We start from the raw sequence: 20,432 nt of genomic DNA, 5'->3' as shown, positions 1-20,432 counted from the left end.
AACTAACCCCTTAAAACCTTATGCAGAATGTCGGTTTCGCTTACCAGCCCGATCAGCTCCTTGCCGTCGAAAATAGGCAGATGCCTGTACCCTTTGGAACTGATGTTGGAAACCGCTTCGATTATGGATGCTTCCTTGGGAAGCCCTCTGTTGCATGGCCTCATGATATCTTTAACAAGAATGGTTTTCTCATTTCTCAGCAATGCCTCGAAAGGCTCCAGCGTCTTGAGAAAACGGACATTTCCCAACCGTTTTATATAATCGGGAACCCCTTCGGAGAGAACATCCTTGATTGTGACTTCTCCGATCTGCCTGTTTTTTTCATCGATAACAGGAATATAACTGAGTCCTTTTTCAAAGAAAAGATCCAGCAGTTCCTCGAGAGTCGTATCCTTGCTGCAGGTTACCGGATCCGGAGTCATAATATCTTCGACCGTCAGCTCTTTGCGGAACACCATCCCGTTAAAATAATCCTGAATCTGATGTATATTCATTCCCTTGAGATTATAGGGGAAGTTATCTTTGCTGCAGCTCCTGGCAATGGAAGAGAGGATGGGAAGATAATTGAGAGAACCAACCTGAGAAGTGAGAAAGAAAAAGAGAATGCCTATTTCCCCCTGTTCTGTCTTAAGCGGCTCTTCCGGGATCCAGACACCGATCAGCAGGTCCTGGAATCCTTCAATTCTCGCATGGGGAATGGCCACGCCAGTAGGAAGAACCGTTGTCCCCTGGGCTTCCCGCTCCCGGACCTTGTCTTTGACTTCGGCTGTGGAGACGGGAAGAAGATCCAGCTTGCCGAAAATATCAATCAGAGCGTCTATGGCGTCGTAATAGTGATCGAAGTGATCTCCCGCCAGAATGGCTCTTTTATCGATGAATGATCCCAGTTTCATAGTGTTACTCCTCTTCCATCCTCCTGGCTTTTTCTTTTAATTCGGAAAGACGCCTGGAAAGATGCTGCTGCATTCTTCTGTATTCTATCATTCCCTCCACTTTGCCATCCTTATCCACAACAGGGATGGAAGCCACATGGCTTTTCTGGAAAATGGAGTATATTTCCGCAGCTTCTGTATCCATACTCGCAGTATAGTTTACTTTGTCCATTATATCATGAGCCAGAAGATAATCGGAAAGATCAGAAGCGATAAAGGTATCTTTGAGTTTCTCGATTGAGAGAATTCCCATCAGCCTGTTATCCTTATCCGATACAGGGTAATAAAGGTTATCCCTCGTAGCGAAAATATTGAGAATGGATCTGAGGTTTTCGCCTTCCCCTATAACAGGTATATCCGCATCGGCCAGATCCGCCCCCCTGCTCTGCCGGATCAGATCCTGCTCGGAAATGTTGAGTCCCACCTCTCCGGCTTTCGAAACGGCGTATTTTACTGAGGCCGGACCGATGATCTGAACGACGAAAGTAGTAGCCGTAACGACCAGAACAATGGTATCGCCGATTACGCCCGGAAATGTCTGGCCGGCGACAATGGAAAGTCCGATTGCGACACCCGCCTGACTGAAAAGACATAAGGGCAGATATTTTCTGACTGAACCGGGAGCCTTCGACAACAGAGCGCCGATGATGCTTCCCGCTGTTTTACCTCCCATTCTCCCGACCAGATAGACCAGGGCCATAGAAACCGTGACAAAAGTTAAACCTTTCACATTGAGCGTGGCGCCCACCATTACGAAAAAGAGAACATAAACAGGCGGAGTGAATTTTTCAACGAGGTGAAAGGTTTCCTTGCTTCTCCTGGGAGCAAAATTTGAAATGAAAAATCCCATGGCCATCGTAGCGAGAATGACATCGACAGCAAGAGACTGCGCCAAACCTATCAAAAGCAGAATGGCCCCGATCGAAAAAGCCAGGATTTTATCTTCATCTACGAATCCGCGGATAATGATATACAGCAGAAATCCGAGCCCTGCACCCAGTGCGACGGATATACCGATTTCCCAGGCGAGTCCTCCCAGACTGGCGAGAAGGCTCCCGCCATCCTGTCCAGTCAGTATACCCGCGACACTGGTAGCGACTGCAAAAAGCAGAAGGGATACAGCATCATCCATGGCCACGATTCCCAGTATAATAGTGGTCAGAGGGCCTCTCGTCTTGTTCTCCCAGAGAACATCTGTTGTGGCAGCCGGTGCCGTGGCGGACGAAATGGCACCCATCAGCAATCCAAGCGATAGGGCGATGCGCATATCTTTAAAAAAGAAGAAAGACAGGGATGTGATGAAGATAAACACCACGACAAAAGCACTGAGAGATTCCAGCAAGAGTATGGTGACAAACTGTTTTCCGAATTTTTTAATGGTCTGGATCTTTAATTCACCACCGATCATAAAACCGATGAGTCCCAGGGCGAAGGTGCTGAAAGGGCGCAGGCTGGTAATGATCTTGCCATTAATTATATTCAGCCCCGTCTGGCCGAGAATCAGACCCAGTCCGATATAGCCGACCACTTGGGGAATTTTCCATTTCTGAAAAAGTCTGCCGGTTAAAGTCCCGCCGAAAAGAACGACTCCGAGAAGGAGTATCATATTAATTGAGTGTATATCTATTTCCATCTTATTCTCCGGCTATGAGCAAAGCCATATCTTCGCCGTTTTCCGCTTTTAAAAGCTCTTCCTGAAAAGCATGGTCTTTGAGTTTATGGGCTACGAGAGAGAGGATTCTCAAGTATTCCCGATGCTGTTCCGCACCGACGATAATCATAACGACAATTCTTACAGGGGCATTATCGAGCGATTCATAATCGGACAGCCCTTCCGCTTTCGTTCCAATGAGAACAATCGGTTCCCTGGCCCCGTCGAATCTAACATGGGGAACCGCCAGCCCCTGACCGATTCCTGTGCTCATAATCTGTTCCCTGTAAAAAATCTCTTTTTTCAGATTTTCCATATCCCCGATTTTACCTGTGGTGGCTATAACATCGAGCATTTCAAGAATTGTTTCTGTTTTGGTCGTGCTCTGAAGTACCATGCACTGATCTTTTTTTATCCAGTCTTTGAGTTTCATACTTTAAAAACCCCTATTTTCCTTTATATTCTTTTATATGCCTCTGAAATCCATTTGTCAATAGTCAAAAAAACTGTTATGTAAAAATGAACCGAACGATGAAAAGATGACTCCGCAACAACAGTCTTTTTCTAAAAATCATATATAAAGAACAGGGATCCTCTGTATCAGTTCTTTTTTTTTACTGATTGGTGAATTTTGCTTCACAATAAAAGATAAAAAAAACCGGCAATATTCAGTCAATATTGCCGGTTCGTAGTGTTTATCTTTCTTTAGCCTTCCAGATCAGCCAGATGCTTCTTCATCTTTGTAATGGCATCGGTAAACTCAGCGAGTTTCTCTTTTTCCTTGGCGATAACATCCTCAGGCGCCCGGGAAACGAAATTCTCATTAGACAGTTTCTTTTCCGTACCGGCCCTGTTTTTCTCAGCTTTTTCAATATTCTTTTTCAGTTTATCGATTTCCTTATCAACATCGATTGCATCACGGATAAAGACAAATGCCTCAAAACCCTTTCCAACAGAAGCAACAGCTCCATCGGGTGTAACAGAACTATCGAGAATTTCAAAATCATCCGACTTGACAAGCATGGCGATAACATCGCTCTCGCTTTCCATAAAAGCTTTCTGCTCTGAGTCGACCTTAACCTTGACTCTGATTTTCTTTGCGGGAGGAACCGTGAATTCGGAACGGACCGTTCTAACCGCCTGAACAATATCTTTCAGAATACTGAAGGACGCTTCAACTTCACCGTTTGCTTTCTCTTCGCTGTATTCGGGATACCTCTCCACAATGATAGCCTCTCCGGCTCCGGGGAGTTTCTGATAAATCTCTTCGGTCACAAAGGGAATAAAGGGATGGAGAAGCTTGAGCGACTCTTCGAGAACGGCGATCAGCATGGTTGCCGCTCTGTCCTTTTCGCTATCATCATCGTCGTAGAGATAGAGCTTGGACGCTTCAACGTACCAGTCGCAGAAATCATTCCAGAAGTATTCATACACAGCGTGTCCCATATCATCGAAGCGGTAAGCTTCCATGGCGGCGCCAACGGTTTTTACCGTTTCATTGAGTTTATGGTAAATCCACTGATCGATGGCTTTTTTCTCGATAGCCGTTTTATCGAGCATGGTCCGCCCTTCGAGATTCATCAGGATATAACGGGAAGCGTTCCAGACCTTGTTGCAGAATTTGGAACCGATTTTTACCGTCTCCATATCCATCAGGATATCCTGTCCCTGAGCCGAGAGATAGGCCAGTGTGAATTTCATGGCATCGGATCCGTACTGATCGACAACATCGAGAGGGTCGATGCCGTTACCCAGGGATTTTGACATTTTCCGTCCCTGCTTGTCCCGGATCAGCTGATGAATGTAAATATCCCGGAAGGGAACCTGTCCGGTAAACTCGATTCCGGCCATTATCATTCTGGCGACCCAGAAGAAAATGATATCATAGGCTGTAACCAGAGAGGTCGTGGGATAGAACTGCTCCAGATCAGGCGTTTTTTCAGGCCATCCCAAAGTGGAGAAAGGCCAGAGCCAGGAACTGAACCACGTATCGAGAACATCCTTATCCTGCTTCAGATTGGCAGATTTACATTTCGTACAGCTGGTTACATCATCTTCGGAGACGATCATCTCACCGCAGTCTTCGCAGTACCAGACGGGGATTCTGTGACCCCACCAGAGCTGTCTGGAAATACACCAGTCGCGGATACCCGTCAGCCAGTGCTTGTATGTGTTCTCCCATTTCTGGGGATAGAATCTGATTTCGCCGTCTTCCCAGGCTTTCAGCGCCTTTTCGGCGAGAGGAGCCATGCGGACGAACCACTGCTCCGACATATAGGGCTCGACGACAGTTTTGCATCTGTAGCAGTGCCCAACCTGGTGAGGCTGCTCTTCATCATCTTTATAGACACCGGCTTCTTTCAACGCTTCAATAGTGGCTTTGCGGGCTGTTTTGACATCCATTCCGCGGAACTGTTCCGGGACGTTATCATTGAGCGTGGCATCGGGATTGAGAATATTGATTCTCTCCAGATCGTGTCTGTTACCGATATCCCAGTCGTTGGGGTCATGAGCCGGAGTGATTTTTACCGCACCGGTACCGAATTCCATCTTACAGTAAGAGTCGGCGATTATGGGTATTTTACGGCCGGTCAGCGGCAGATCGACGGTTTTGCCGATCAGGTGCTTATATCTATCGTCTTCGGGATGCACGGCAACAGCTGTATCTCCGAACATAGTTTCCGGTCTTGTCGTGGCGATTTCAATGGCGCCGCTGCCGTCTGACAGAGGGTATCTGTAGTGATACAGTTTTCCCGCCTTCTCTTCGTGGTCTACCTCATCGTCAGCCAGGGCGGTTCCGCAGGAGGGACACCAGTTGACCAGGTACTCCCCCTTATAGATCAGATCTTTCTTATAAAGATCGACGAAAACTTTTTTTACAGCATCAGACAATCCATCGTCGAGAGTGAAACGCTCGCGCGACCAGTCGCAGGAAGCGCCGATCTTCTTGAGCTGATCGGTAATGATGGCATGATGGTTATCTTTAACCTTCCATGTTTCTTCTATGAATTTATCGCGTCCGAGATCGTGGCGCCCCAATCCCTTTTCCTTAAGCTTTCTCTCAACGACATTCTGCGTGGCGATACCGGCGTGATCCGTACCGGGAACCCACAGAGTCGGACGGCCCTGCATACGGTTGTAACGGATAAGTATATCCTGAAGGCTGTTGTTCAATCCGTGTCCCATATGGAGAACGCCGGTGACGTTGGGAGGAGGAATGACGATAGTAAAAGGATCTTTGTCCTTATCACCTGCGGGTTTGAAATATCCCTTATCTTCCCAGAATTTATATAACCGGTCCTCAAAATCTTTCGGATTGTAGGTTTTATCTAGTTCAACTGCTTTCATATATCTATCCTTCGATTACATTCAATCAGCCTCAGGCGGCTGCTGATGGCAGGAGAATACCCTGAACAGGATCCTGCTGAAAGTGGATTTTATCAGATAAGAGACCGATTATCAACAAGACCGGGACTTAATAATCGACGTTACGGCGCATACTTTTCTTTTCAGAGATTTTCCGTTTGTTATCGAGCCTTTTTTCACGGGCAGCGCGGGAAGGCCGGGTCTGTCTCCGCTTCTTCGCCACATGGAGAGAGCCTTCAATCAGAGCGGTCAGTCTGGCCAGGGCTATTTCGCGGTTTTTAATCTGGCTTCTCGTGTCGGAAACCTGAATTTGAAGAATTCCTTCCTCATTAATCCTGTTGTTCAGTTTCAGGAGAATCATTACGACCTGTCTTTCGTCGAGAAAATCCATTGCCCTGACATCGACGCGGGCTGTCACCTTGGTATTGACTTTGTTGACATTCTGTCCGCCGGGACCGCCTGAGCGGGAAAAGGAGAGATCCATGTTTTCTGTGAGCCATTCTTCGATAGCTTGTTCAAGTTGTCTGTTCATATTCTTTCCGAATTATAATATACTGCATAGCGGAGGCTCGAACAGAGTCATTTTTAATTAGAATTATTTTAAGGACAGAAACAAATATGGCTGATGATAAAAAAGTTATCTACTCCATGGTGGGAGTCAGTAAAAAACACGGGCAGAAAACCGTTCTGAAAGATATTTACCTATCCTACTTCTATGGAGCGAAAATCGGTGTTCTCGGTCTTAATGGGGCTGGAAAATCGACCCTGCTGAAGATCTTGGCGGGGGTAGATCAGGATATTATCGGGGAAACAGTGCTTTCCGATGGATATACAATAGGCTATCTGGAACAGGAACCGAAACTCGATCCGGAGAAAACAGTCCGGGAAATCGTCGAGGAAGGCGCTCAGGAAGTCGTCGACCTTCTTAAGGAATATGATGAAATCAACGCCAGATTCGGTGAAGAGATGACTGATGAGGAGATGGACGCCCTGCTGAATAAACAGGGCAAAGTACAGGACCGTCTGGAAGCTCTCGACGGTTGGGAACTCGATTCACGCCTTGACCTCGCGATGGATGCTCTTCGGTGCCCCCCGGCCGATACAAAAATCGACGTTCTCTCCGGGGGCGAAAAAAGAAGAGTCGCTCTCTGCCGGCTTCTTCTGAAGAAACCGGATATTCTCCTGCTCGATGAGCCTACCAACCATCTCGATGCCGAATCGGTGGCCTGGCTGGAACACCATCTCCAGAAATATGAAGGAACGATTATCGCCGTAACTCATGACCGGTACTTCCTCGACAATGTGGCAGGATGGATACTGGAGCTGGATAAGGGAGAAGGGATTCCCTGGAAAGGCAATTACTCATCCTGGCTGGAGCAGAAGCAGAAACGGCTGGCCCAGGAGGAAAAGCAGGAATCAGACCGCCAGAAAACTCTGAAAAGAGAACTCGAATGGATTCACATGAGTCCTAAAGGGCGTCATGCCAAATCAAAAGCCCGTATAAACTCCTACGAATCTCTTCTCAGCCAGGACTCAGAAGAACGCCAGAATGACCTTCAGATCTATATTCCACCTGGACCGAGACTGGGAAATGTTGTCGTGGAGGCGGAAAATATCAAAAAGGCATTTGATGATAAGCTTCTCTATGAAAACCTCAGCTTTAAACTGCCTCCAGGCGGAATTGTAGGAATCATCGGCCCCAACGGTGCGGGAAAGACGACATTGTTTAAAATGATTACCGGACAGGACAAGCCCGATGAGGGAACTTTTAAAACAGGTGAAACCGTCGTCCTCTCCTATGTCGATCAGATGCGGGACAAACTGGATCCGGAAAAAAGCGTCTGGGAAAGTCTTTCCGATGGACAGGAGCAAATCCAGCTCGGTAAAAAACTGATCAATTCCCGGGCTTACTGCGCCCGGTTCAATTTCCAGGGCGGCGACCAGCAGAAAAAGGTAGGCGTCCTATCAGGAGGAGAGAGAAACCGTATAAACCTGGCCATGATGCTGAAAGAGGAAGCCAATGTCCTCTTACTGGACGAGCCGACAAACGATCTGGACGTCAATACGATCCGGGCGCTGGAAGATGCCATTCTCAATTTCGCCGGCTGTGTCGTCGTCATCAGCCATGACCGATGGTTTCTCGACAGAATCGCCACGCACATTCTCGCTTTCGAGGGCGATAGTCAGGCCTACTGGTTTGAAGGAAACTACTCGGAATATGAGGAAAACCGGAAACAGAGACTGGGAATCGATGCGGAAACACCCCACAGAATCAAATACAGATCGCTGACCAGAGATTAGATAAAAATGAAATACAGGTTTTTTGCATCCATTCTGTTTCTCTCAATATTTCTCATCCCGCTTTATCCGCAAAATGATGCAAATACATCGGCCCTGAATATGCTGGCGAATGAGCTATTTCCCGAATCAGATGAAAATGAGACAGCTATGAGAAAGGCCTTCATCTCAGTCCCCCGGGCTGACTATCTCGAAGGGACATACAAAAACCTGGCTTACCGAGATCTCCCCCTCCCCGCCGGAGGGGGACTGATTCACCCGGCCCCGTCTTTAATCGCGTCGATACTTAAAGAAGCATCAATCTCTGACTCTACAAGAGTCTTTCTCATAGGAAGAAATACCTCTTATATAAGTGAGATCATTTCCAAATTGACGAATTTTCTTTATGTTTCCGATCCCGGCTTATCGGCGGATCCCAATGAAATTAACTATCAGGGGAAGAAAAATCTAAGCTACTTCGGCTGGATTGAAGACTCCCCGTTTAATTTAATTATTATATTCGGGTCCTTGAATGAAATACCAAGATCGCTTGTCAATCAACTATCAATTAATGGGAAAATCATAGCACCGCTCGAATCGCAGACAGGAAATCAGATTCTTGTATCGGCAGTAAAATATAATGATGGTTTTTCCATAAAGAGCATCGGTCCGAGTTATATTCACAAATTACAGTAGGAAAATCTATCGATGCCGTATGGAGCCAGCTTCCCGGGATTTTTTCAATTTGGCCATCTTAACGAAATATTCTGACTGTTTCTCCAGTTCTCTGATATCCGTTACGTGAATCCGGTTATTTACTATTTTTATCTTGGAATTTGAGAAAATAGCCTGTATGGCCTGATTCCCATCATCGGAAGACAAACCGACCATAGTCAGCAGCTCCTTGGGACCGAAATCGAATGTATGGGAAATGTTTTCACTCAGATCGATTCTCTCTTTTTCAAGCTCGATTTTCAAAGCATCGTATAACCGGCCGACAGGATCTCCCAGCATGGCATTGGCCAGCTGTTTATAAAGAGACCAGATCCGTTCGGAAAGAAGAACGGTAAGGCGGGATATTATCTTGGGCTGATCGACTACCATTCCCTTGAAGTTGCCGCGGTTTACCGCTAACAGAACCGTATCTTCGTGGGCAATGGCAGATGCGCTTCTCGGCTTATCTTCCAGCAGAGCCATTTCTCCGAATATATCTCCTGGTTTTAGAATGGCGAGCATAACTTCGTCATCGTCTACTATCTTCGTGATTCTTACGCTTCCCTTCTGAATAATATAGAGCTCCGGTCCCGATTCTCCTTCACTGAAGATCATTGTATCCTTGGGATACTGCCGGACGAAATCTGTTGAATTTTCAACATCGAGGTGAGCTACGGTAGCGTAGGGTTTGATTTTATTCATCCGTTCCGTGGCGACGGGGACATTTTTTCCGGTGGGACAATGCTTCACATATTTATAATAAGCGAAATAAGCCTGATTAAACTGATTCTGCCTGGCGTAATATTCAGCCACTTTGAAAAGATGAGGAGCTTCTATTTCAGCAGCCGCTTTAAAAGTCAATCGAGTCAGCGCCTGATCGAGAGCCCGCACTCTCGTAGAGAAAACATTAATAATCTTCATGGCTACGGGTGTATTTCTCTCAATAAGCATACTGTATTGATCTTTCCTGACGGAAATAAGAGTTACATCGGTCAAAGCCCTGGCATTGTCGATATGGTTGTGAGATGACATTGTAGAGACAACGCCGAAAAAATCACCGGGATTTAAAGTAAGACCTCCGGCCTCTTCTTCTATTTCGAATTCTTTGGAGAGCATGACTTTTCCGGTTCGGATAATGAAAAAACGATCGGCAGGTTTACCCTCAACGGTAATAAAGGCACCTTTTGTATAGTTTACGAGTCCAAGTTGAAGAGGATTAGCCATCTGCACTCCCAAGTAATCATCTACATATAGTATAGATTTCCCGATTAAAATTTGTCAATTTTACAAAAAAAAAGATGAGGCTGCTTTGAAAAAAACAAAGCAGCCCCGTTTTTTACAATTAAAGATACTCGTAAATGGGAAATTGGGAACATAAAGCGGATGTTTTTTCACCAATCGCTTTAAGTTTTCCTTCATCACCACCGCTTTTGAGAACATCGATAAGGAATGAACCGATCTCTTTCATCTGCTCTTCCTTCATTCCTCTCGTTGTTACAGCGGGAGTTCCTATACGGATTCCCGAAGTAATGAAGGGGCTCTTTGTATCAAAAGGGATTCCGTTCTTGTTCACAGTGATACCCGCTTTATCGAGCCATGCCTCCGCATCCTTACCTGTAACATCGAGACCTGTCAGATCCGCCAGCATCAGATGGTTGTCCGTACCGCCGGAGACGATGCGAACTCCGCCTTCATGAAGAGTTTCAGCCAGTACGGCTGCGTTCTTAACAACCTGAGTCTGATAATCCTTGAACTCCGGCTGAAGCGCTTCGAGAAAAGCTGCCGCTTTACCGGCGATAACATGCATGAGAGGACCGCCCTGAGATCCGGGAAAAATTGAGCCGTTGACAAGTTCGGAGAATTTTTTCACCCTTCCCGTTTTCGGAACGACTATTCCCATATCGTTTTCGCGGTCCTTACCCATAAGGATCATTCCCCCTCTGGGTCCCCGAAGAGTTTTGTGTGTTGTCGTAGTCGTAAAGTCCGAGGCTTCCAGCGGAGAAGGATGTACACCGGCAGCGACAAGACCGGCAATATGAGCCATATCTGTCATCAGATAGGCCCCGACCTCATCGGCAATGGCTCTGAATTTATCAAAATCGAGGATTCTGGGATAAGCGGAAGCACCGGCGACAATCATCTTCGGTTTGCATTCCCTGGCTATCTTCATCAATTCATCGTAATCGATTCGCTCCGTTTCCTTATCAACACCGTAGCTGACGATATTATACAATTTACCGGAAAAGTTTACAGGAGACCCGTGTGTCAGGTGTCCGCCGTGAGACAGGTTCATACCGAGAACCGTATCGCCGGGATTACAGACCGTAAAGTAAACACCCATATTGGCCTGACTGCCCGAGTGAGGCTGAACATTGGCATACTCGCAATTGAATAGTTTTTTCGCTCTCTCAATAGCCAGGTCTTCAGCAATATCAACATATTCGCAACCACCGTAATAACGCTTTCCGGAATAACCTTCGGCATATTTATTGGTGAGAACAGTCCCTACAGCCTCCAGAACAGTCTGGGACACAATGTTCTCAGAGGCGATTAACTCAAGATTTCTTTTCTGGCGGCCGAGCTCCTTCTGAACAGCTTCAAAGAGTTCCCGATCCCTGGATTCCAAAATTGACATAAACAACACTCCTGCCTTTAATAAATAGATTAATAGATCGCCGTAATTCTAACATCAGACCAGTTCAAGTGCAAATTGTTAATTGTGCTGCTGACTTCATAGTTGTGAGATACAAATGCATGATCGATATCGACACCTGTTTTTCCTTCGGGAAATAACCGGGGCAATATCAATTCACCACGACTGAATACTATATGTTGATTATCGATCTTTCCCCAGTAATTTTCAATCGGGATTTTTTCTTCATCCGGCTCGGAATTCCGGTCCGCCAGTGCCGGATCAACAGGAAACCACCCGAATCCCTGGAGATAGAATTCAGCCCACCAGTGATTTATCGGATTTCCCCTATCATCAACAAGAAGACCCGTAACAGGCCTGGCGGGAATTCCGGAATTCCGGCAGAGCGATGTAAAAAGCAGAGAATAGGCTCTGCTGTCACCCTTCATTTCATCGATCACCGTATCGGGATCCCATATTCCCGCGTCGGGATCCGGAGTCAGCCTGGCTATTACATATTCGTAAATTGCGCGGGATTTATCATATGCAGTTGATTTTCCTCTTGTAACGGACCTGGCTACGGTGCTGACGCGGGGAGAAGAAGCTGTAATGAATTGGGAAGAACCGGTATATTTTAAAAACAGCGGCGAGGTTGAATCGTAGTTTCTACCGATTTCAGCCGGATCGACAACACTGTTCTTCGAATACACCTCTACAATAGAATTCTGCGATAATACGATGTCATGAAGACCGGTATAGCCTTCTATCGAATAAAGCGTCTGTCCGGGATGTTCGTAAAGGCTTTTGAAAGAGCGATCAGGGAGATCAATGACATTTCTCTGAAACAAAGTCTCTACAGGGGAAATAAACCAGTAATTTATTTTGCTGTCCCGATTCTGAAACTCAGCGCTGATTGATAATGACTGATGAATCATATACGTCTTTTTATCAGAGAGAATCAGAGAACTATTCTCAAGCTTCTGCTCAAAATAGGCAGCGTTACTGTAACCCCGTTCAGTTCTGACGTAAACATCGCCGGTCTGAACAAAATCCGGCAGATAAAACCGGATAAGCTTATCTTCCCAGGTGAGAATCTGTACATCTTCAACGCTTAAGAAGTCACGGTATTCCGTCTCTCCATCGAGAGAATCCACTTCATGAGAAAAAAGTGAGGAAAAAAGTATTTCGCTATTATTCTTCTTATCGCCGAAGTGTTCGCCTGTTATGGATATGATATCTCCTGAAGCTCCGGAAGGGGAATCTATATACTCAATGAACGGGTGACCGGGAATATATGAACCGGCGCCGATTGCGGGAATATTTTCCTCCAGGACAATGACAGCCGGTTTACTCAGCCCCCTGTCCGTCCGGATAGTCAGTAATCCGGAATTGGCTTTCTCGGGAATGGTAATGACGATTTCCCTGTCATTCCAGGAATCGATATACCGGGACAGCAGATCCAGCGAGGAAAGAAAAATACGGGAACTATCTTTCGCCTCTCCGAAATTTCTTCCGGAGATCGTCAGCTGTTCGCCTCTGGAGACAGTATGAGGAGTCATTTCAATTATACGTGGCTTTCCTTCGGCAATTCTTGTATTAATAACAAAAGCAATCAGCGACAGGATAAACATCAATGCCGGTATTCCGGCTGCGAGCAGTGTTACTTTTCTGTTCATTATCAATCAGTCTGTTCTTCTTTTTCAGTCCTGTAAGGTTCAATCCGGATTCCCATTTCCATATGCAGATTCCCTCCGGAAAGGACTTCCTGGGTTTTGAGCCCCAGAGGATAGAAGAGAATCAATTCTCCGGGGAGCAGACTGATACTCTTAAAGGAACTTCTGAATTGGACTCCTTCGGAATCTTCATGCCAGAACTGGCTAACAGCTGTAAGTGTATAGGATACGCCATCATCAGATTCCGATTTAAAGGGAGTCAATTCAATGGAAAGCTTCTCTGATTCCGTTTCAAAAAGGAGCGTTACAGCACGGCCCGGAATCGTTACTTTTGTTATGTCAGATTCCCAGTACTTGTCATTTCCCTGGAGAACAATTTGTGAATGGACTGAAATGGATACAGCCTCTTTTAATATTCTGGCCAAAGTCTCTTCTTTTGTCTCATCGGCAAAAAGAAAGGGGACTGACAATAGGATGAGGCAGTAAATGAATATGACTTTACGCATCAGGGCGAAGCGCTCCCATTATACCCGACCGATCTGACAAGCTGTGAGTCTCCATTAAAAGTGAGACTGACATCTGAAGGCAGTTCCATAATGGAGTTGGAAGAAAATTCATCACTCATGGAAGCTTCCATCAGTTTGAAAAACTCGTTGACTTTATCTCCGGGCAGATTTATTACCGAAGAGTAATTGGTATCGGCAGAAGCTAAACCGGGATTGAGACCATCATTCCTGTCTCCTGCCAGCATATTGATACCCAGTGAAAAAGTTGCCGCGATGATTGCCGCAGCAGCAGCAACGGGAACGGGAATTCGCTTTTCCCAGAACCGGGTTGTCTGCGATACGGTTTTCTTTTCGCGGATCAGCAGTTTGACCCGGTCGAGAGATTCCGTAAAATCCGGTTCGGGCAGCGAATGCAGCAGAGCCTTCTGTTCATCAAGTTTCTTAATATATGAAGAGCAGTTATGACAGGCTTTCAGATGTTCCGTGATCTTATCGTTCCACAATCCATCGACTTCACCGTCAAACCAGGCAGATAAGACACTTTTATCAGGGCACATAGACATCCCCCTTTTCCAGATATTCACTCAGGAGCTTTCTTGCTCGGAAAACACGCACTTTGACATTTCCCTCCGAAATCTTCAATGATGCCGCTATATCTTTATAGTCCATTTCACCATACTCTTTTAGAATCAGAACCATACGCAATTTATATGGTATCTTCATCAGCGCTTCCTGAACAGCTTTTTTTGATTCATCTTCAAGAACCGCTTTCTCGCCTTCATTGGTTAAATCCCGTTTGGGTTCGTGATAGAATTTCTCGTAAGCTACCCGCTCCCGCCCTTTGCGCTTCTCATGATTATATGCCAGGTTTTTGACAACCCGGATAAGCCAGAATTTTGCCTGGTCTCCTCCGGGAAGCTTGTCCCGTCTTTCATAATAGCGGATAAAGGCTTCCTGACAGAGGTCTTCGCTTACGGAGACACTGCCGGTGATTCTGTACACTATTTTAACCAACACGGGAAAGAACTGATGATAGATATCATCGAATTCTTCCTCCGTATCCAAATCGCTACTCATATAATTAACAACTACCTTCGGACTGCGTTACAGTTTTTTCACTTTTTCTTAAGAATTGTTCCTTCGGGGGTATCCACAAGAGTATACCCCCGATCACTGAAGATATCGCGGATTTCATCGGCACGGGAAAAGTTTTTCTCTTTCTTGGCTTTAGCCCGCTCTCCGATAAGAGCTTTATCTTCTTCTGATATTTCAACCGATTCCTCGGCTATTTCATAAGTATCCATTTTCAAACCGAGGACACGGTCCATTTCATAGGCGGCTGCCAGTTTTTCCCCCTCGGCGATGGCGGGATCTTTGAGAAGCCCCCAGAGATCTGCCAGACACCGGGGTGTCATGAGATCCGCAGTTATGTGCTCACTGAAATCATTGAGCTTCTCTTTTGCCCCGTCGCCCAGATCTGACAGGTTGACCGGTCCGGCATCCTTCCTGAGCGAACCGATTTTCTGAATAAGATTTTTCCGGGCCGAGGCAGATGCTTCGAGGGATTCCCATGAAAACACGAGCTGGGATCTGTAATGACCGCCGAGAAGGAAATAGCGGTAATCAAGGGGGTCGTACCCTTTATCCACAAGAGACTGGAGTGTGAGAAATCCGCCCTTGCTTTTGGACATCTTTCCCGACTTCATGAGTAGAAACTCGTTGTGGCACCAGTAGTTAACCCATTTCTCTCCATTAGCCGCTTCAGATTGGGCAATTTCATTTGTGTGGTGTACAGGAATGTGGTCAATACCGCCGCAGTGAATGTCGAAATGATTTCCGAGGTATTTGCAGCTCATGGCGGAACATTCGATGTGCCAGCCCGGATATCCGACTCCCCAGGGAGAATCCCAGGTCATAGCCTGTTTCTCGAATTTGCTTTCGGTAAACCACAGAACAAAGTCCTGGGGATTTCTTTTATTCTCATCCACGACGACACGGGCTCCGTGCTGAAGATCCTGTTTATCCAGAAGCGCCATCTTTCCATATTCGGGAAATCTGGATGAGTCGAAATAAACATTTCCTCCGGCCTGATAGGTAAAACCCTTTTCTTCAAGGGTTCTGATCATATTGATCATATCTTCAATATGGTCCGTCGCTTTGCTGTAGAGTGTCGGCTTTTGAATGTTAAGCCTCTCCACATCGCTGAAAAATGAATCGGTGAAAAAAGCAGCGATATCCCAGACGGACATACCTTTTTCCCGGGCCGCCTTAATCATTTTATCTTCGCCGTCATCGCCATCATCGGTAAGATGGCCGACGTCGGTTATATTCATGATATGCTTTACTTTATATCCGGCATATTCCAGGGTCCGTCTGAGGATGTCCTCAAACATGAAAGCTCTGAGATTGCCGATGTGAGCGTAATTGTAGACTGTAGGACCACAGCAGTAAAGTCCGACATTCCCTTCGCGTATGGGGATGAACGGCTCGATTTTGCGGCCGTCGGTATTGTACAGATTTACAGTCATATCCGCTCCTTCAGAATTGTTTCAAAAGCTCTGCTTTACTACCTGCATAGACATCGCTTATGATAGGCATGTGATTAAGTTAAGTGAAAAAATTAAAAAAATCAACATAGATGGAACAATCACTTTCAGTGAAGAAATGAAAAATTTCACAACATTCAAAACCGGAGGCCGCGCTGATGTTTTCGTCAGGGCGTCCAGTGTCGAAGATGTTATAAAAATAAAACAATTCGCAGCTGAAAATGCCGTTCCCCTTTTTATTCTCGGCGGAGGAGCCAATATCCTTGTGTCAGATTATGGGATAAGAGGCATAACCCTGTATACAGGCGACCTGAATAAGGTGGCGGCAGATGGTTCCGATCTTATTTTTGAATCGGGAATAGAGGTAAATGCCCTGGCCGAAGCTGCCCTGGATTTTAATCTGTCCGGCCTCGAATTCATTTATGGAATGCCCGGAACGGCCGGTGGCGCTTTATGGATGAACGCCCGCTGTTACGGTAGTGAAGTTTCTTATATTTTCCAATGGGCCGATGTTCTGAACGAAAAGAATACGCTGGAGCGCATCAGGTATCGCGCTGAGGACTGGGGATATAAAATTTCTCCTTTTCAGAACCGGAAACTACTCATTCTCCGGGCCTGCTTCAGACTGAAAAGGGGAATCAGAGATGAAATCCGCTCAGAAATGGATAAAAATTATAAAGACAGAAATGACAAAGGCCATTTCAAAGCCCCCTGCGCCGGCTCAGTTTTCAAAAATAACAGAGCCTTCGGAAAGCCGTCCGGCCAGATCATCGACGAAGCCGGATTGAGGGGATTGCGCATCGGTTCCGCCGTTGTTTCCGATTTTCATGCTAATATAATTATAAATGAAGGCGGGGCAAAAGCTTCGGAAATCCTGGAGCTGATCAACCTGGTTAAAGTCAAAGTGAAAGAAACGTCAGGATTCGATCTTGAACCGGAAGTCATTCCCGTCGGGGACTGGAGGTAAAGCCCATGCAGCACCTACTGGAAAATATTAAAGAGTATATGGACATGCTGGACGATACTCAGCTGAGAACAACTGTCAGCGAACTGACAGTCGCCGAATTGATCGAAGTGTGGGATTTCCTCAATGAAAAGGAAAAGCTGAGGCTTTTTCTCCTTTTTGACCACGATGTGAAAAGTGAGTTCATAACGGAATTATCCACTGCAGACCAGGAATTTCTGATAGTGGAGCTCTCGGAACAGGCTACGAAAAACATGCTTGAAGAGATGAGACCCGACGACCTCGTCGACCTGATTCAGGCGATAAGCCCTGAAAACAGGGAGTCGCTCTGGCAGAATATGAGCGAAGAGTCCCGTCGCGAAACCGAGTTTCTTCTCCGCTTCGACGAAGATGACGCCGCGGGGCTGATGACTCCCCGTTACGCAGCGATTCAGGGCGATATAACTGTAGACCAGGCCTTGAAATTCATCCGGAGGACCCTGGATAAACTTGAAACCATTTACTACATATACGTTGTTGATAAACTGAAACGGCTTACGGGAGTAGTGTCTCTCAAACAAATCCTCGCGGCCGATGATAGAGCACTGATCTACGACATTATGGAGGAACATGTCATCTATGTCCGCGACGATACGGACCAGGAGGAAACCGCAAAAGTTCTGGAAGACCATGACCTTCTGGCACTGCCTGTTGTTGACAAGTTCAACCGTCTTCTCGGTATCATTACATTCGATGATGTAATCGATGTTATCCGGGAGGAACAGACCGAGGATATTTATAAAATGGGAGCCATGGGCGGAAACACCGACAGCTACCTCGAATCATCGGTTCCTCAGCTGGTTCTCAAAAGACTCCCCTGGCTGGTGATCCTCCTTCTGGCCGGGACGATTACGACCAATGTTCTGTCGTCATTCAACGATCTTATTCTGGCCGCCAGTTTTCTGACTCTGTTCATTCCCGTCATTACCCAGACGGGGGGAAACTGCGGGACTCAGTCATCGACCCTTATGATCCGCGGTCTGGCTACAGACGAACTCCATTTCCGGGACATCTGGAAAGTTATAGGCAAGGAAATTATGGTCGGACTGATTATAGGATTATCTACAGGCGTAATCATATTTCTAAGAGGACTGTTCCTGCCTCCGGGTATCGAGCTGATACAGGCCATTACCGTGGGAATTTCCTTAAGTGCCGTAGTCATTTTCGCGACTGTATTAGGGGCGCTGGTCCCTTTGATGATCCACCGTCTGGGCTTTGACCCCACAGTTGCCGCCGGACCATTAATGTCCACAGTGATCGATGTTATCGGTTTAACCATTTACTTTAAAGTGGCCATGATGATTCTTGGCATCGGCTGACACCATGGACAGCTTTACCGCCCGCTCGGTAACCTACGTTAAAACGGAAAAATCTCCTTATCCCATTGGATATAAAGACCGCCATTTTTTTATGGGCTCCTGTTTCTCTGAATATTTGTACAGCTATATGAAAGAGAGATTTTTCAATTGCAGCTTCAGTCCTTTCGGCAATATCTATAATCCCTTATCCCTGGCCTCTTCGCTTGAGATGCTTAGTTCCGAAAAAAAGATTTCAGATGAGGAGATATTTGAAAACAGGGGATTATGGAGGCATTTTTCATTCGATACAGCCTTGAGCCATCCCGACCGGAATGAATACCTCTCCGCGATAAACCGTTCTCTGGAAAATGGCAGGAAACTTATACGTAATGCCAGCCGGCTCTATCTGACTCTCGGCACAGCTTTTGTTTACAGAAGGCAGGATACCGGTGAAATTGTCAATAATTGCCACCAACTCCCATTTGGTGATTTCTCCAGAGACTGTGCATCAATTGAAGAAATGAGAGAATCCTTATCTGCTGCTATAACTCAACTGCATAAGGCCAATCCCGATCTCAAGATTATCATGACTCTCAGTCCCGTCCGTCATTTAAGAGACAGCCCTGAGGAAAACAGTTTGAGCAAAGCCCGTTTAAGATGCCTTATAGAAGAAATGCGCCGGGATTTCGACTTCTGGTACTTCCCCTCCTATGAAATCATGCTTGATCAGTTGCGGGATTATCGTTGGTATGGAGCGGATATGACTCATCCTTCCCAGACTGCTACCGATTATATAATGTCCCGTTTCTTCGAATCCGCTGCAGATGAGGACTGTTTGGAGTTTCTTGCGGACATGGAAAAACTGCGCAATCGGCTCAACCACAGAATACTTCATCCCGGAAGCAGTGAGGCTATAAAGTTCAGAAAATCCACATTCATGGCAATACAAAGCTATAATGATAAGTATAAAGGAATGTCCCGGCTGAAGGAGGTCCTGCAGAACTATGAAACTGGAGCTTGATGGAGCCGTAATTTATTATGAGTCATATGGAGAAGGGATGCCTTTGCTTTTTCTTCATGGATACCACATCGACCACAAGTGTTTGTCCTTCCCGATAGAAGAGCGTATGGGCGGAATAGAGGGTTTTAAAAGGATATATCCCGATCTTCCGGGAATGGGATTAACAGAACTGCAAAGTCCTGTTGACTCTACTGAGGAACTCTTTTCCCTGCTGCTCGCATTTATCGATATCATGACTGAAGGTCAACCATTCGCCATTGCAGGCTACTCCTACGGTGGATATCTGGCGAGAGGAGTAGTTAAAGCACGGAAAAACCTGGTCAGGGGAATGTTTTTGTTATGCCCTGTGATTATTCCCGATAGAAAAAGCCGAATCCTGCCTGATTTCAGAATTCTGAAAAGAGACATGGATTTTATTGAATCTCTATCTCTCGATGACAGAGATGTATTCTGTGAATCCTGTGTGATTCAAACGGAGGAAGTTTACAAAAGATTCAAAAAGGAGATTATCGAACCCTTTCTGCTGGCGGACCGGAGGATGATGAAAAACCTGCAGCACCAGGCTTATGCTTTCGAGAAGCCTGTTGATAACCTGAATCTGAATTTCCCGGGACCTGTGTTATTCCTGGCCGGCCATCAGGATGCGGTTGTCGGATATGAGGATATTTATTCCATATTCAATGACTACCCCAATGCGGAACTTTCGGTTCTGAACAGCGCCGGACACAATCTTCAGATTGAGCGGGAAGATGAGTTCAGCCGGCAGCTGAAAAGCTGGAGTGAGAAAGTTAAGATTTTCAAGGAGTGAGAAAT

Annotated in this window: 18 protein-coding genes; 6 read left to right on the top strand and 12 right to left on the bottom strand. The window is 46.2% G+C overall.

The window, feature by feature from the left end:
• Window positions 1-2: 2 nt before the first annotated feature.
• The 5 genes from HNR50_RS00365 to arfB all read right to left on the bottom strand — a co-directional run bounded on the left by HNR50_RS00365 (window position 3) and on the right by arfB (window position 6,481).
• On the bottom strand, window positions 3-893 hold the full coding sequence (locus tag HNR50_RS00365) for a CBS domain-containing protein (protein ID WP_184742276.1): 891 nt from the start codon (window positions 891-893) through the stop codon (window positions 3-5).
• Between the two features lie 4 nt (window positions 894-897).
• A complete protein-coding gene (locus tag HNR50_RS00360) occupies window positions 898-2,565 on the bottom strand; it encodes a cation:proton antiporter domain-containing protein (RefSeq protein ID WP_184742275.1) in 1,668 nt (555 codons plus the stop codon).
• 1 nt (window position 2,566) lies between these two features.
• Complete coding sequence (locus HNR50_RS00355) at window positions 2,567-3,016, bottom strand: PTS sugar transporter subunit IIA (RefSeq protein ID WP_184742273.1); 450 nt, start codon at window positions 3,014-3,016, stop codon at window positions 2,567-2,569.
• A 272-nt stretch (window positions 3,017-3,288) separates the two neighbouring features.
• Window positions 3,289-5,931, bottom strand: coding sequence for a valine--tRNA ligase (locus HNR50_RS00350; protein ID WP_184742271.1), 2,643 nt, complete (start codon window positions 5,929-5,931; stop codon window positions 3,289-3,291).
• 127 nt (window positions 5,932-6,058) lie between these two features.
• Entirely contained in the window at window positions 6,059-6,481 is a 423-nt protein-coding gene (gene arfB / locus HNR50_RS00345) for an alternative ribosome rescue aminoacyl-tRNA hydrolase ArfB (RefSeq protein ID WP_184742269.1), read from the bottom strand.
• 86 nt (window positions 6,482-6,567) lie between these two features.
• Here arfB and ettA point away from each other — a divergent pair, with 86 nt between their 5' ends.
• Together ettA and HNR50_RS00335 are read left to right on the top strand one after the other, a co-directional pair.
• Window positions 6,568-8,250 carry an energy-dependent translational throttle protein EttA gene (ettA, locus tag HNR50_RS00340; RefSeq protein ID WP_184742267.1) on the top strand — a complete coding sequence of 561 codons (1,683 nt, stop codon included), beginning with the start codon at window positions 6,568-6,570 and terminating at the stop codon, window positions 8,248-8,250.
• A 6-nt stretch (window positions 8,251-8,256) separates the two neighbouring features.
• Window positions 8,257-8,922 carry a protein-L-isoaspartate O-methyltransferase family protein gene (locus HNR50_RS00335; RefSeq protein WP_184742265.1) on the top strand — a complete coding sequence of 222 codons (666 nt, stop codon included), beginning with the start codon at window positions 8,257-8,259 and terminating at the stop codon, window positions 8,920-8,922.
• A 6-nt stretch (window positions 8,923-8,928) separates the two neighbouring features.
• On the opposite strand, the gene HNR50_RS00330 is transcribed toward HNR50_RS00335, so the two are convergent.
• The 7 genes from HNR50_RS00330 to cysS all read right to left on the bottom strand — a co-directional run bounded on the left by HNR50_RS00330 (window position 8,929) and on the right by cysS (window position 16,279).
• Window positions 8,929-10,164 (bottom strand): Crp/Fnr family transcriptional regulator, encoded by a 1,236-nt coding sequence (locus HNR50_RS00330; protein ID WP_184742263.1) that lies wholly within the window; start codon window positions 10,162-10,164, stop codon window positions 8,929-8,931.
• Window positions 10,165-10,282: 118 nt separating this feature from the next.
• Window positions 10,283-11,575 carry a serine hydroxymethyltransferase gene (gene glyA, locus HNR50_RS00325; RefSeq protein ID WP_184742261.1) on the bottom strand — a complete coding sequence of 431 codons (1,293 nt, stop codon included), beginning with the start codon at window positions 11,573-11,575 and terminating at the stop codon, window positions 10,283-10,285.
• A 29-nt stretch (window positions 11,576-11,604) separates the two neighbouring features.
• The gene (locus tag HNR50_RS00320; protein WP_184742259.1) at window positions 11,605-13,248 is read right to left on the bottom strand and encodes a transglutaminase domain-containing protein; all 1,644 of its coding nucleotides are present in this window, start codon (window positions 13,246-13,248) and stop codon (window positions 11,605-11,607) included.
• A 2-nt stretch (window positions 13,249-13,250) separates the two neighbouring features.
• Window positions 13,251-13,751, bottom strand: a complete 501-nt coding sequence (locus HNR50_RS00315) for a hypothetical protein (RefSeq protein WP_184742257.1) — start codon at window positions 13,749-13,751, stop codon at window positions 13,251-13,253.
• Window positions 13,751-14,308 carry an anti-sigma factor family protein gene (locus HNR50_RS00310; RefSeq protein ID WP_184742256.1) on the bottom strand — a complete coding sequence of 186 codons (558 nt, stop codon included), beginning with the start codon at window positions 14,306-14,308 and terminating at the stop codon, window positions 13,751-13,753. Before HNR50_RS00310 ends, HNR50_RS00315 begins: the two co-directional genes overlap by 1 nt.
• On the bottom strand, window positions 14,298-14,828 hold the full coding sequence (locus HNR50_RS00305; protein ID WP_184742254.1) for an RNA polymerase sigma factor: 531 nt from the start codon (window positions 14,826-14,828) through the stop codon (window positions 14,298-14,300). Before HNR50_RS00305 ends, HNR50_RS00310 begins: the two co-directional genes overlap by 11 nt.
• A 38-nt stretch (window positions 14,829-14,866) precedes the next feature.
• Window positions 14,867-16,279, bottom strand: a complete 1,413-nt coding sequence (cysS, locus tag HNR50_RS00300; protein ID WP_184742252.1) for a cysteine--tRNA ligase — start codon at window positions 16,277-16,279, stop codon at window positions 14,867-14,869.
• A 70-nt stretch (window positions 16,280-16,349) separates the two neighbouring features.
• On the opposite strand from cysS, the gene murB reads away from it, so the two are divergent.
• The 4 genes from murB to HNR50_RS00280 are packed head-to-tail and all read left to right on the top strand — an operon-like array spanning window position 16,350 to window position 20,427.
• Window positions 16,350-17,264, top strand: coding sequence for a UDP-N-acetylmuramate dehydrogenase (gene murB, locus HNR50_RS00295; RefSeq protein ID WP_343060061.1), 915 nt, complete (start codon window positions 16,350-16,352; stop codon window positions 17,262-17,264).
• Between the two features lie 5 nt (window positions 17,265-17,269).
• A complete protein-coding gene (gene mgtE / locus HNR50_RS00290) occupies window positions 17,270-18,619 on the top strand; it encodes a magnesium transporter (RefSeq protein WP_184742248.1) in 1,350 nt (449 codons plus the stop codon).
• The gene (locus HNR50_RS00285) at window positions 18,606-19,619 is read left to right on the top strand and encodes a GSCFA domain-containing protein (protein ID WP_184742246.1); all 1,014 of its coding nucleotides are present in this window, start codon (window positions 18,606-18,608) and stop codon (window positions 19,617-19,619) included. Before mgtE ends, HNR50_RS00285 begins: the two co-directional genes overlap by 14 nt.
• On the top strand, window positions 19,603-20,427 hold the full coding sequence (locus tag HNR50_RS00280; protein WP_184742244.1) for an alpha/beta fold hydrolase: 825 nt from the start codon (window positions 19,603-19,605) through the stop codon (window positions 20,425-20,427). The genes HNR50_RS00285 and HNR50_RS00280 overlap by 17 nt, the downstream gene beginning before the upstream one ends.
• Window positions 20,428-20,432: the final 5 nt, after the last annotated feature.

Origin of the sequence: Spirochaeta isovalerica (assembly GCF_014207565.1) — a bacterium.
Lineage (GTDB): Bacteria > Spirochaetota > Spirochaetia > DSM-2461 > DSM-2461 > Spirochaeta_F > Spirochaeta_F isovalerica.
Note: the sequence above shows the minus strand (reverse complement) of the source record. Positions and strands in the feature narration are given on the sequence as shown.